Raw genomic sequence first — 12,085 nt, forward strand, 5'->3', positions numbered from 1 at the left:
TCTGGCCACTCGGGGCGTTATACCGGCTGCGGGCGAGGCGGCTCGGCGGGCGGTGAGCCCTCGCCGGGGCCGGCGTGCTCGCGGCGCTTGAGCAACCGGGAGCGCGCGCCCTCGACGATGGCGTACAGCACGGGGATGAAGATGAGGTTGACGAAGGTGGAGAAGAGCATTCCACCGAACACCGCGGTGCCCATCGACTTGCGCGACGCCGCGCCGGCCCCCGAGGCCACCATGAGCGGCACCACGCCGAAGAGGAACGCGAAGGACGTCATCAGGATGGGCCGCAGGCGCGTCTCGGCCGCGTTGACGGCGGACTCCACCACGCCCTGCCCCTGCGCGCGCAGCTGCTCACCGAACTCGACGATGAGGATGGCGTTCTTGCTGGCCAGGCCCACCAGCATCACCAGCCCCACCTGACAGAAGACGTCGTTCACCAGCGAACGCGCGTTCTGCAGGAGCAGCGCGCCGAGGATGGCCACGGGCACCGCGAGCATCACCACGAAGGGCAAAGAGAAGCTCTCGTACTGCGCGGACAGCACCAGGAACACGAACACGATGCCCAGCGCGAAGATGATGAGCACCTTGCCGCCCGCCGCCTTCTGCTCGGCGGACAGGCCCGTCCACTCATACGTGTAGCCCGCGGGCAGGGCCTGTTGGGCCACCGCCTCCATCTGCGTGAGCGCCGTGCCGGTGCTGACGCCGGGCGCGCCCTGGCCATTGATGGTGGCCGAGCGGAACAGGTTGTAGTGCGAGATGTTCTGCGCGCTCGTGACGGGCGTCACCTTCACCAGCGACTCCAGCGGCACCATCTGCCCGGACTGCGAGCGCACGTAGAACGAGCCGATGTCCCGGGGCTCGCTGCGGAACGGCATGGCCGCCTGCACGTACACGCGATACACGCGGTTGGCGAAGGTGAAGTCGTTGACGTACTGGCTGCCCAGGTAGACCTGGAGCGTGGAGAAGAGCGTGTCCAGCGACACGCCCAGCGACTTGGCCTTCTCGCGGTCCACCTTCACGTCGAGGAGCGGCGTGTTCGCGGTGTACGACGAGAAGATGCCCGTGAGCTGCTTGTCCTGCGACGCGTGGCCCACCAGCGTCTGCGTCGCCTGGGCCAGCTCGTCCAGGGAGCGCCCGCCGAGTTGGTCCTCCAGCACGAACTCGAAGCCGCCCACGCTGCCCACGCCGCGGATGGCGGGCGGTTGGAAGGGCAGCACGCGCGCGCCGCCAATGGAGAGCAGCGGCATGCGCAGGCGGTCCACGAGGCCCGCGACGCTCTGGTCCTTCTTCTTGCGGTCCCCCCACGGGTGGAGGTTGACGAAGAGGGTGCCGTAGTTGGAGCCGGTGCCCAGCAGCGAGAAGCCGCCGACGGTGAAGATGTCCGCCACCTCCGGCTGCTTCTTCAGCACCTCCTCCGTTTGCAGCAACACCTGCCGCGTGTAGTCGAGCGACGTGCCCTCCGGGCCCTGCACCGCGACGATGAGGTAGCCCTGGTCCTCGTCGGGGATGAAGCCGCTGGGCGTGCGCGCGTAGAGGAAGCCCGTGGCGAAGATGAGCAGCAGGAAGACGCCCACCACGGGCCAGCGCCACTTGCCCAGCAGCAGCCCCAGGAGCTTGCCGTAGCCGCGCTGGAAGCGCATGAGCGCCGCGTCGAACTGGCGCGCCAGCTTCACCTTCTGCCCTTCGTGCGGGCGCAGGAGCCGCGCGCACAGCGCGGGAGACAAGGTGAGCGCCACCAGCGCGGAGAGGCTGATGGAGAAGGCGATGGTGAGGGCGAACTGCTTGTAGATGGCGCCCGTGGTGCCGGGGAAGAAGGACACGGGGACGAACACGGCGGACAGCACCAGGGCCGTGGCCACCACCACGCCGGCCACCTGGCGCATGCCGCGGTGCGTGGCCTCGCGCGGGCCCACGTTGTCCACGCCCATGACGCGCTCGACGTTCTCGATGACGACGATGGCGTCATCCACCACGAGGCCCGTGGCCAGCGTGAGGCCCAGGAGGGTCAGCGTGTTGAGCGAGAACCCGAACGCGTTCACGAACGCGAAGGTGCCCACCAGCGACACCGGCAGCGTCGTCACGGCCACCAGCACGCTGCGCCAGCCATGCAGGAAGATGAAGATGACGAGCACCACCAGCGCGATGGCCTCGCACAGCGCCTTGATGACCTCCTCGATGGAGGCCTGCACGGCGAGCGTGGTGTCGAAGGCGGGCTGGTACGCGAGCCCTGGCGGGAAGGCGGATTTCAGCCGCTCCAGCTCCTTCACCACGCCGTCGCGCACCTGGAGCGCGTTGGAGCCCGGGAGCTGGAAGATGCCCAGGCCCACCGCCTCCTTGCCGTTGAAGCGCAGGAGCTGTTGGTAGTTCTCCGCGCCCAGCTCCGCGCGGCCCACGTCCTTCAGGCGCACCAGCGAGCCATCCTGGCCGCGCTGCACCACCAGCTCGCCGAACTGCTCCGGCGAGGTGAGCTGACCGGCCACGCGCAAGGTGAGCTGGTACGTCTGGCCCTCGGGCGCGGGAGGCTGGCCCACCTTGCCGCCGCCCACCTGCACGTTCTGCTCGCGCAGCGCCGCCACCACGTCCGACGCGGTCAGCTTGCGCCGCGCGAGCTGGGTGGGGTCCAGCCACAAGCGCATGGCCAGTCGGCGCTCGCCGAAGATGCGCACGTCGCCCACGCCCTTCACGCGCAGCAGCGCGTCCCGGATGTAGACGTCCGCGTAGTTGCTGAGGAACTCCGTGTCGTAGCGGCCGTTCTGGTCGTAGATGCCGAAGGCCATGAGCAGCTGCGTCTGCGCCTTGGCCACCGTGACGCCCAGCGCGTTGACCGCCGCGGGGAGCTGCGGCGTCGCCGTGGCCACGCGGTTCTGCACGTCCACCGAGGCCAGGTCGATGTTCCGCTCGGGGTCGAAGGTGACGATGATGCTGCTGGCGCCATCGTTGGTGCTGGACGAGGACATGTAGCGCATGCCCTCCACGCCGTTGAGCTGGCGCTCCAGCACGGTGGTGACGGCGCTCTCCACCGTCTCGGCCGCCGCGCCGATGTACGTGGACGTCACCTGCACCTGCGGCAGCGCCAGGTTGGGGTACTGCTCAATGGGCAGTGCGGGAATGGAGATGGCCCCGACCAGCGTGATGAGGATGGAGACGACGCTGGCGAAGACAGGGCGATTGATGAAGAAGTCGGTGAACATGCGTCCCCCTCACTGCCCTGCGTCCGCGCCGCCACCCGTGCCGGTTCGCTCGGATGCGGCGGGCGCTTCCTTGGGCTGGATGGGCATGCCGTCGCGCAGCAACTGAAGGCTGCTCACGACCACCTGCATGCCCGCGTCCAAGCCGCCGAGGACTTCGTAGTCATTGCCCTGGATGCGCCCCAGGTCCACGGGCGTGCGCTTCGCGACGGTGCCGCCGTCCCCCTGCGCCACCACCATGGCGAAGGACTCCGTGCCCTGATGGGTGACCGCGGCGGTGGGCATCTTCAGCGCGTCGCGCGCGGAGTAGATGATCTGCGCGCGCACCAGCTGGCCCGCGCGCAGCTTCGCCGTGTTGTCGAAGGCGGCCTTCACCTCCACCAACTGCGTGCCGGTGTTGGGGGTGGGCGCGACGAAGAAGACGGGCGCGCGCACCACCGGCTTGCCCTCCGCGTCGAGTACCTCCAGGGGCGTCTTGCCCACCTCCACGTGCGAGGCGCGCTCCACGGGCACCTGCACGGACAGCTCCAGCGCCAGGCTCTGGTCCACTCGCGTGAGCGCCGACTGGGGCGTGACGTAGTCGCCAAGCTTCACCGGGATGTCGCCCACCGTGCCGGAGAAGGGCGCGCTCACGTTGTAGAAACCCAGCTGCACTTGCTGCGATTGAATCTGGGCCTCGGAGGAGCGGGCCTGGGCCTCGGCTTGCTCGGCCTGGGCCACCGCCTGGTCATAGTCCTGGCGACTGGTGAGGCCCTCCTTGAGGAGCTGCTCGCTGCGCTGGCGCGTGCGGCGCGCGTACTCGCGGTTGGCGAGGGCGGAGGCGCGCTGCGCTTCGATGGCGCGCAGGTTGGCCTTCACCTGTCGCGGATCCACCACCAGCAGCAACTGACCCTGCTTCACCGTGTCCCCGGGGCGCACGGAGATGGTCTCGATGTAGCCGGCCACTTGAGGGAAGACGGTGATGCTGCGCCGGGAGATGAGCGTGCCCACGTACTCGACCGAGTCGAGCACCGGGCCTGGCTTCACCGACAGCACTTGCACGGGGAGCGCCTTGCCGGCCGCCGCGCCCTGCTGCTTGCTCGCGTCCTTGTCGTGGCACCCCGCCACGAGGGCCAGCACCATGCCCCATCGCCCCCAGCCGCTCACCAATCGCATGCTGCCTCCGCGAGGAACGCGTCCACCTGCGCTTGCTGGTACTGGAACTCGCGCACCACCAGCTCCAGCTCGGCGCGGCGCAGGTCGCCGGCTGACTGCACCAGCTCGAGGCTGGTCCCCGTGCCCACCTCGAAGCTGCGGCGGGTGAGCCGGTCGCTCTCCTCCGCCAGCGCGCGCTCACGCGCCGCGATGTCTCGGGTGGAGCGCGCCACCTCCACCTGACGGCGCGCCCGCACCACCTCCACCGAGACCGAGCGCTCGCGCGCCACCACGTTCTGGCGCGCCTGGTCCGCTTCCGCGCGCGTCTGCCGCAGGCTGCCCTCGCGCGCGCCGCCATCCCAGAAGGGGAGGTTGAGGGACACGCCCACGCCCCAGGCCGGTACGTCCGCGAAGCCGGGGTCCACGGTGATGGCCACCGCCGTGGCGGACAGGTCCAACGTGGGCGCGTACTTCCACTTCACGCCGGTCACCGCGCGCTCGGCCACCTTGAGTCGCGAGCGCGCCACCTCGAGGTCGGAGCGCTCGTTCACGTCGCTCAGCGCCCGACAGTCATGGTGGTTGTGGTCCAGCAGTTGTTCGAGCCCCGCGCCGTTGGCGGGACCCACCTGGGCGGGGATGCCCAGCACCAACCCGAGCGACTCGCGCGCCTTGCGCAGGTCCTCGTCCCCCGTCACCACCGCCGTGCGGGCGATCTCCGTGTCTTGCGCCACGCGCACCACGTCCAGCCGCGTGCCCGCGCCCAGGTCGAAGCGGCGCTGGGCCAGGGCCTGCCGCTCCAGGGCCGTGCGCAGGTTGACGCGATTCACTTCCGCCAACCGCTCGGCGGACGAGGCCGTCACCAGCGCTTGGGCCAACCCCAAGGTGAGCTGCCGCTTGGTCTCCGCCAGGGACAGCGCCGCGGTGTGCCGAGACTCCTTCGCGGTGCCCACGCCGTAGATGCTCCCCAGGTCCACCAGCGGCATGGAGCCGGTGAGCAGGCCCACCACGAGGGGCTGGGTGGGCCGCTTGGCGCCGGTGTTCGAGCCCTCCACGCCGCTGCCGCCGCCGCTGATTCCTCCGCTCAAGCCGCCGCCAATGAGGCTGGAGTCCTTGGGGAGCTGCGTGGCGATGGTGCCGTTGATGGTGGGCAGCAGGTTGGCGAGCGCGATGCGCCACTGGCCCGCGGCCACCTCCACTTGGGCCAGCGCGGTGCGCAGGTCGGTGGAGCGCTGCCGCAGCAAATCCAACGCTTCGCCCCAGGTCTTCACCTGGAGGGGCGGCGGCGGCACGGGGGTCAGCAGTGGATCCGACACCTGGGGTTGGAAGGGCGGCGGGACCTCCGGCACGTCATCGGGTGAGTGCGTGGGCGGCGCCGCCTGGGCGGCGGACTTCACCGGGCGCTCGGGCCCCGGGGTGGCCGGGGGTGGCAGCGCGACGATGAGTCCGGCGCGCGACAGCCAGGCTGCGAGCAGGAGGGGCGTCATAGGCGATGCCCTCCCAGGTAGGAGTCATCGCCGCGCGGTGCCACTGCCCGTCGCGTCTCGGTGGCGCTGGCCAACACAGCGAGGCGGGCGGCTGCTCACCAGTGAATGGTGCGCGCGCCTCGCGCGTGGAGCCGGCTCAGCGGCCCGACTGGAGCATGGACAGGCGCTGCCTGGCGCCGCGGCTCTGCGGATCGAACCGCAGCGCCTCTTCCAGCAGCTCCTTGCCATGCGCGGGGTTGCCCTGGACGACGTACAGGTCCGCCAGGCGCACCAGCACCTCGGCGTTGTACGGCTGGAGGTCCAGCGCGCGCTCGAACTCGCGCGTGGCGGTGGCCGCGTCACGCCGACGGATGGCGAGCTGGCCGAGCAGGACGTGGGGCTGCACCAGCCCGCTCGTCTCGGGCTGCGTCGCCAGCGCCTGGAGCGCGGGCAGGGCGCGCACGTCCCCGAAGCTGCCCAGGGTGATGGCCGCCGTCTGCCGCACCCACAGCGAGCGGTCATTCAGGAAGGGCAGCAGGTCCGCCGCGGCCTCCTTCGCGCCCACGCTGGCCAGCCCGTCGATGAGGTTGCAGCGCAAGAGGTCATCCTGGGTGTCCTTCAGCACGGCGCGCAGGGTGGGCACGGCGGCCTTCTTGAAGCGGAGCGAGAGCAGCTCCGCGGCGGCGCCCCGCAGCGTGGGCACCTCCGAGGTGTCGCGCAGCACCGCCTCCAGCGCGGGGGCGCTGTCCGCGGCGGACTTCTCGTCGAACGCGTCAGCGAGGCGCAGGCGGCGCTGCTGGCGCTGCTCGGCCTGGGGCCACCACTTCGCCAGCGACTGGCCCAGCGACTCGGGCGTCTGCTTGGCGTGGCAGGTGCCGCACGCGTTGGGGATGTCGTGGCGCGCGGTGTTCTGCGGCGCGGGCACGTCAATGGCGTGGTCCGCGAACTTGTCCAACACGCCCGAGACGACGGACGGCATGTGGCACGCGATGCAGTCCTGCGCGGCCGCGGCCTGGTGGTGCGTGTGCTTCGCGCCCTGCGCGACGATGTCCGCGTGACAGCCCTGGCAGGTGGCCGCGCCCACGGAGGTCGCCTTGACCTGGGGCTTCTTCAGCTCGTCCGCCGCGTGAGGCTCGTGGGGCGCGGTGTGGCACGTCAGGCAGGTGGCGCCGCCCTGGGTGTGGCAGCGCGACTGGATGAGCGCCTGATACTCGAAGCTGGAGGTGCTGGGGCGGCCATCCGAGAAGAAGTCCCCCGAGCGCTCTCCGCCCACCATCAGCACCATGGGCTGGTAGTGGTCCTCGTAGCGCTGGCCGGGCTGGAAGCGGTGGGCCGCGTCGAGCATGGGGAAGAGCGTGCGGCGCGGCCCGTGGCACTGCGTGCACACCGCGAGCTGCGCGTCCTTGGCGAGCTTGCGCGGCTGGACGATGTCCGTGGGGTCCTGCGTCTCCGCGTGGCGCGCGCCGGGGCCATGGCACGACTCACAGGCGACGCCTGGGTCGATGAACTGCGTGCTCCACTCGTGGTTGGCGCGGTCGTAGCGCGCGTCCAGTCCGGTGACGTGGCAGTCCAGGCACGCGTGCTGGGCGCTGCGCGCGAAGTTGGCCCAGAAGAAGGGGTGGTCCGGGGTCAGCGCGCCCTGCTTGGCCTCCGAGTAATCCACCCACGAGCCCTTGCCCGTGACGTGGAAGTAGATGGGCAGCACCTGCCAGCGGCCGTCGCTCAGCACGGTGACGGGGTCCTGCATGCGCTTGCCGCCCACGAGCCACTGCACGGGCCACTCGCCGAGCTGTCCGTCGCGGCCCTGCGTGCGCATCCAGTACCGCGCGCTGTCGCGGTGCATCCACGCCTCGCTCGACTCGCCCTTGAAGTGGGCGTTGGCGAAGGTGCCGACCACGTACTCCTTCGTGGCGGGCGACAGGGCGCGCGCGTGCCAGTCCTTGTGCCACGCGGTGTGCTCGTCCTCGTGGCAGTCCGCGCAGACGGCCGAGCCCGCGAAGGCGTTCGCCGCGGGCAGCGCGCTCGCTCCCGGCTTGTCCGGCGCGACGGCGGCGGTGACCGTCCCCGCGTCCGGCACGACCGCCGTGACGGGCGCGGCGGGCGGTGCCACGGCGGGCGGCGGCGCGGACGGGGACGCGCGCTGCGAGGTCACGATTCCCACGGCCGCCCCGACTGCAACGAGGGCCGCGAGGGAGAGCAGGACAGGACGAGAGGGGCGCATCCGGAGGTGGCGCCATGCTCCCCCGGACGCCGCTTCAGCACAAGCCGCCCTCCCGTTAATTCATGTCTCTACTGTTATTCCTGAGCAGTGGCCGGGCCTGCCAGCGCGGCGGCCTTGACGGCGAGCAGGCGCTCCCGGACGGCGTCCAGGTGGGTGCCGTCCCTCGTTCCCGGGGTTGGCGGGCACGATGCCGAGCCCGCGCGGGCACCAGGTGAGCCAGCGCAGAAGGTACTACTCCGGCCAGTCGTCCACCGGCACCTTCCCGTACCGCCGGCCACTCTGGCACTGCCGTCCCCTGGGCTCGACCCCCGCCGTGCGCGCCGCGCTAGGCTGGGGCGCTCGGGGGACTCACCATGCCGAGGCTGTCCGTCAACGGAACCACGCTCTATTACGAGGACACCGGAGGCAGGGGCGAGCCCGTCGTCTTCAGCCACGGCCTCCTGTGGAGCACACGACTGTTTGATCCGCAGGTGGAGGCGCTGCGCTCGCGCTATCGCTGCATCGCCTACGACCATCGCGGACAGGGACAGAGCGCGGTGCCCGCCATGGACGTCATCGACATGGAGACCGTGTACGCGGACGCGGTGGCGCTCATCGAGCAGCTCGGCGTGGGGCCCTGCCACTTCGTCGGACTGTCCATGGGCGGCTTCGTGGGGATGCGGTTGGCCTCGCGCCGGCCGGACCTCGTGCGCTCGCTCACGCTGTTGGAGACGAGCGCGGACATCGAGCCGCCGGAGAACGCGCCCCGTTACAAGTGGCTCAACCGCATCGCGCGCTTCGTGGGCCTGCGGCCCGTGGCTGGCGTGGTGATGCGCATCATGTTCGGCCGCACGTTCCTCACCGCGCCGGAGCGCGAGGCGGACCGCGCGCTGTGGCGCTCGCGGCTCGTGGGCAATCGCCGCGACATCTGGCGCGCCGTCAACGGGGTCATCTACCGCGCGGGCGTGCTGGACGAACTGGCGCGCATCCGCGTGCCCACCCTGGTCGTCGTGGGCGAGGAGGACGTGGCCACCGTGCCCGCGAAGGCCGAGCGCCTGCACGCGGACATCCCCGGCTCGCGCCTGGTGCGACTGCCGCGCGGTGGACACTCGTCCACGGTGGAGGAGCCCGCGCTGGTGAACGCGGTGCTCCTGCCCTTCCTGGACGAGCAGGGCGGGCGAGCGGGCGCGTCGGCCGTGTGAGCGGTGCTCGGACGTGATAGGCCCGCTCCCGTGCGCATGACGAGAGGTGTCGCGTGAGCCAGCTCACCATCGTTCGCCACGGGCAGACGACCGGCCCGCTGGAGGACAGGGACCGCTTGTCCCCCTTGGGACACGAACAGGCCGCGCAGCTCGGCCGGAGCTGGGCCGCCGCGCGCCGCGCGCTCACCCACGTCTTCGTGGGCCCCGCGCGGCGTCACCATCAGACATGCGACGCGGTGGGCGCCGCGTATCGCGACGCGGGCCTGACCTTCCCCACGCCGGTGGAGCTGCCCGGCCTGGACGAGTACCCCGCGGAGCGCCTGTTCCGCGTGCTGCTGCCGGAGCTGGCCCAGCGCGACGCGCGCATCCGCGCCCTGTTGGAGCAGCGCGACGAGGGCGACGATGGCGAGCGATTGGCGTTCCGCCTCTTGGAGCCGCTGGGCCTGGGCTGGGCGCGAGACGAGCTGACGCACGCCTCGGTGGAGCGCTGGGGCGAGTTCGTCGCGCGCGTGGAGGGCGCGCTCCTGCGCATCGCGCGGGAGGCGGGACGTGGCGCCACGGTGGCGGCGTTCACCTCGGCGGGGCCCACGGCGGTGGCCACGGGCTGGTCCCTGGGCGCGACGGGCGAGCGCGTCTTCACGCTGAGCCTGTCCGTGCGCAACGTGTCCTGCACGGACTTCCTCTTCGCGGGGGAGCGGCTGTCGCTCCAGGGCTTCAATGACGTGTCTCATCTGACGGGCGAGGCCCGCACGTTGCGCTGACGCAGCGGCCCGTGCGGCGACCCATTCCAGACGTGGCCGCGGCGCCACGGGACGGAGGACAGCGGCGATGACGGCGGAATGGCAGGACAAGACGCGCGAGGTGCGGCAGGGAGAGGAGCTGGACGCGGCGTGGCTGGAGCGCTTCCTCAAGGAGAAGCTGCCGGAGCTGAGCGGCCCGCTGGTCGTGGAGCAGTTCCCCGGTGGCCACTCGAACCTCACGTACCTGTTGCGCGTGGGCGAGCGGGAAATGGTCCTGCGCCGTCCGCCCTTCGGCGCGAAGAACATCAAGGCCGGCCACGACATGGAGCGCGAGTTCCGCATCCTGTCCCACCTGATGCCGGTGTTCCCGCGCGTACCCAGGCCGCTGGTGTTCTGCCCCGAGGACGGCTCACCGCTCGGCGCGCCCTTCTACGTGATGGAGCGCGTGCGCGGCGTCATCCTCCGAGGCCGCCCACCCAAGGGCCTGTCCCTGGGCGAGTCCGATTACCGCCGCCTGTCCGAGTCCTTCGTGGACAACCTCGTGGCGCTGCACGCGGTGGACCTCCAGGCCTCCGGGCTGGCCTCGCTCGGCAAGCCCGAGGGCTACCTGGGCCGGCAGGTGCAGGGCTGGACCGAGCGCTACCAGAAGTCGAAGACGGACGACCTGCCGGAGATGGAGGAGGTGGCGACGTGGCTCGCGGCGAACCTGCCGCCGGACACGGGCGCGGGCGCCACGTTCATCCACAACGACTACAAATACGACAACCTCGTGCTGGACCCCGACGACCTCTCGCGCATCCGCGCGGTGCTCGATTGGGAGATGGCCACGGTGGCGGATCCGCTGTCGGACCTGGGCATGGCGCTGGCGTATTGGATTGAGCCCAATGACCCCGAGGAGCTGCGCTCGTTGGGCATCGGCCTGACGTCCCAGCCCGGCAACCTCAGCCGCGAGGAGCTGGTGGCGCGCTACGAAGAGAAGAGCGGCCGACAGGTGCACCACCTCTCGTTCTACTTCGTGCTCGCGCTGTTCAAGGTCGCGGTGATTGCCCAGCAAATCTACGCGCGCTTCAAGCGCGGTTACACGAAGGACGAGCGCTTCGCGGGCCTCATCTTCGCCGTCGCCGTGCTGGGGCGACTGGCTGCCAAGGCCATCGAGAGCGGCGGCGTGAAGCCCCCCGCCAGCCTGTAGGTAAATATCCGGGTTGGATCGTTTCGCAGCGAGTTCTAGTCTTCAGGGGATGAACCCACTGAAGAGCGGTGCGATGCGAAGTGTGTTGGCGGTCATGGTCCTGGCGCTGTCCGCGTGCGCGGGCGGCGTGGAGGGCGAGGACGCGGCGGCGCTCGGCACGTCCGAGTCCGCGCTGTCCTGTGACGTGACCCAGGCCTGCGCGAGCGGGGTGAGCGTGACGTGCTCGTCCGTGAGCGGCGTGTGCACGTCCGGCGCGGACAACGGTGGCTGGGTGGAGTGTGACGGCGCGCGCACCTACTGTCCGCCCGCGTGTACCTGCGGCACCGCGCGCTACACGACCACGAAGTCTGCTCAGGCGGCCACGTGCGGACTGGCCTTCCAGCATGCCCTGTCGCTGCTGAATGCGGCGATTCTCGCGAAGTGCCCGGCGGGGTCCTGCAACCGCGTCGAGACTTCGGATGAGTGCACGCCGGTGGGCCCGAACCGCACGGATGGCTTCCGCCAGTCGCTCTCCATGACGTACTCCTGCAACGAGCCGGCGAACTGCAAGTAGGCCGGGTGCCCGGAAGGGCATTCGTGGAGTGGTGGACGTCTGGGGAGCGCGCGGGCTGCGCTCCTCGGACGTCCATGTCTTAAGTCGGCGCGGCGGGCCTGAAGCCCGCGCAAGGAGTCGCTATGCCCGTCGCGAAGTGGAACGGCGTCGTCCTCGCGGAGAGTGACGAGTGCGAGAAGGTGGAAGGCAACTGGTACTTCCCGCCGCACGCCATCCGCCGCGAGCACTTCCAGGCGAGCCAGACGCAGACGAACTGCGCCTGGAAGGGCACGGCGAGCTACTTCGACGTCGTGGTGAACGGGCAGCGCAACAAGGACGCTGCCTGGTTCTATCCCGCACCCACGTCCGCCGCCGCCAACATCAAGGACTACGTGGCCTTCTGGCGCGGCGTCTCCATCGAGGGCTGACTCAAGCGAGGG

Annotated in this window: 9 protein-coding genes; 5 read left to right on the forward strand and 4 right to left on the reverse strand. The window is 70.7% G+C overall.

Annotated features, from left to right (window positions below; all coding sequences use genetic code 11):
* Positions 1–17: 17 nt before the first annotated feature.
* From KRR26_RS13665 to KRR26_RS13680, 4 genes are all read right to left on the reverse strand, one after another.
* Entirely contained in the window at positions 18–3,188 is a 3,171-nt protein-coding gene (locus KRR26_RS13665) for an efflux RND transporter permease subunit (RefSeq protein ID WP_120210895.1), read from the reverse strand.
* Positions 3,189–3,197: 9 nt separating this feature from the next.
* Positions 3,198–4,340, reverse strand: a complete 1,143-nt coding sequence (locus tag KRR26_RS13670) for an efflux RND transporter periplasmic adaptor subunit (RefSeq protein ID WP_120210894.1) — start codon at positions 4,338–4,340, stop codon at positions 3,198–3,200.
* Positions 4,328–5,803 carry a TolC family protein gene (locus tag KRR26_RS13675; RefSeq protein ID WP_120210893.1) on the reverse strand — a complete coding sequence of 492 codons (1,476 nt, stop codon included), beginning with the start codon at positions 5,801–5,803 and terminating at the stop codon, positions 4,328–4,330. Before KRR26_RS13675 ends, KRR26_RS13670 begins: the two co-directional genes overlap by 13 nt.
* Before the next feature lie 136 nt (positions 5,804–5,939).
* Positions 5,940–7,943 carry a HEAT repeat domain-containing protein gene (locus tag KRR26_RS13680; RefSeq protein WP_328707123.1) on the reverse strand — a complete coding sequence of 668 codons (2,004 nt, stop codon included), beginning with the start codon at positions 7,941–7,943 and terminating at the stop codon, positions 5,940–5,942.
* 413 nt (positions 7,944–8,356) lie between these two features.
* On the opposite strand from KRR26_RS13680, the gene KRR26_RS13685 reads away from it, so the two are divergent.
* The 5 genes from KRR26_RS13685 (at position 8,357) to KRR26_RS13705 (ending at position 12,073) form a co-directional block, all read left to right on the forward strand.
* The gene (locus tag KRR26_RS13685; protein ID WP_217080016.1) at positions 8,357–9,184 is read left to right on the forward strand and encodes an alpha/beta fold hydrolase; all 828 of its coding nucleotides are present in this window, start codon (positions 8,357–8,359) and stop codon (positions 9,182–9,184) included.
* A 53-nt stretch (positions 9,185–9,237) separates the two neighbouring features.
* Complete coding sequence (locus KRR26_RS13690; protein WP_217080017.1) at positions 9,238–9,945, forward strand: histidine phosphatase family protein; 708 nt, start codon at positions 9,238–9,240, stop codon at positions 9,943–9,945.
* A gap of 67 nt (positions 9,946–10,012) precedes the next feature.
* Complete coding sequence (locus tag KRR26_RS13695; protein WP_120210889.1) at positions 10,013–11,113, forward strand: phosphotransferase family protein; 1,101 nt, start codon at positions 10,013–10,015, stop codon at positions 11,111–11,113.
* A gap of 73 nt (positions 11,114–11,186) precedes the next feature.
* The gene (locus KRR26_RS13700) at positions 11,187–11,666 is read left to right on the forward strand and encodes a hypothetical protein (protein WP_217080018.1); all 480 of its coding nucleotides are present in this window, start codon (positions 11,187–11,189) and stop codon (positions 11,664–11,666) included.
* Between the two features lie 122 nt (positions 11,667–11,788).
* Positions 11,789–12,073: a DUF427 domain-containing protein gene (locus KRR26_RS13705; RefSeq protein WP_120210887.1), complete on the forward strand. Its 285-nt coding sequence runs from the start codon at positions 11,789–11,791 to the stop codon at positions 12,071–12,073.
* Positions 12,074–12,085: the final 12 nt, after the last annotated feature.

This window comes from Citreicoccus inhibens, assembly GCF_019039035.1.
In the GTDB taxonomy this organism is placed as follows: domain Bacteria; phylum Myxococcota; class Myxococcia; order Myxococcales; family Myxococcaceae; genus Citreicoccus; species Citreicoccus inhibens.

What these genes read in the sequence shown, in the direction of transcription:
- KRR26_RS13665 (WP_120210895.1), bottom strand. Translation starts at nt 3,188, where the DNA reads ATGTTCACCGACTTCTTCATCAATCGCCCTGTCTTCGCCAGCGTCGTC.
- KRR26_RS13670 (WP_120210894.1), bottom strand. Translation starts at nt 4,340, where the DNA reads ATGCGATTGGTGAGCGGCTGGGGGCGATGGGGCATGGTGCTGGCCCTC.
- KRR26_RS13675 (WP_120210893.1), bottom strand. Translation starts at nt 5,803, where the DNA reads ATGACGCCCCTCCTGCTCGCAGCCTGGCTGTCGCGCGCCGGACTCATC.
- KRR26_RS13685 (WP_217080016.1), top strand. Translation starts at nt 8,357, where the DNA reads ATGCCGAGGCTGTCCGTCAACGGAACCACGCTCTATTACGAGGACACC.
- KRR26_RS13695 (WP_120210889.1), top strand. Translation starts at nt 10,013, where the DNA reads ATGACGGCGGAATGGCAGGACAAGACGCGCGAGGTGCGGCAGGGAGAG.
- KRR26_RS13700 (WP_217080018.1), top strand. Translation starts at nt 11,187, where the DNA reads ATGCGAAGTGTGTTGGCGGTCATGGTCCTGGCGCTGTCCGCGTGCGCG.
- KRR26_RS13705 (WP_120210887.1), top strand. Translation starts at nt 11,789, where the DNA reads ATGCCCGTCGCGAAGTGGAACGGCGTCGTCCTCGCGGAGAGTGACGAG.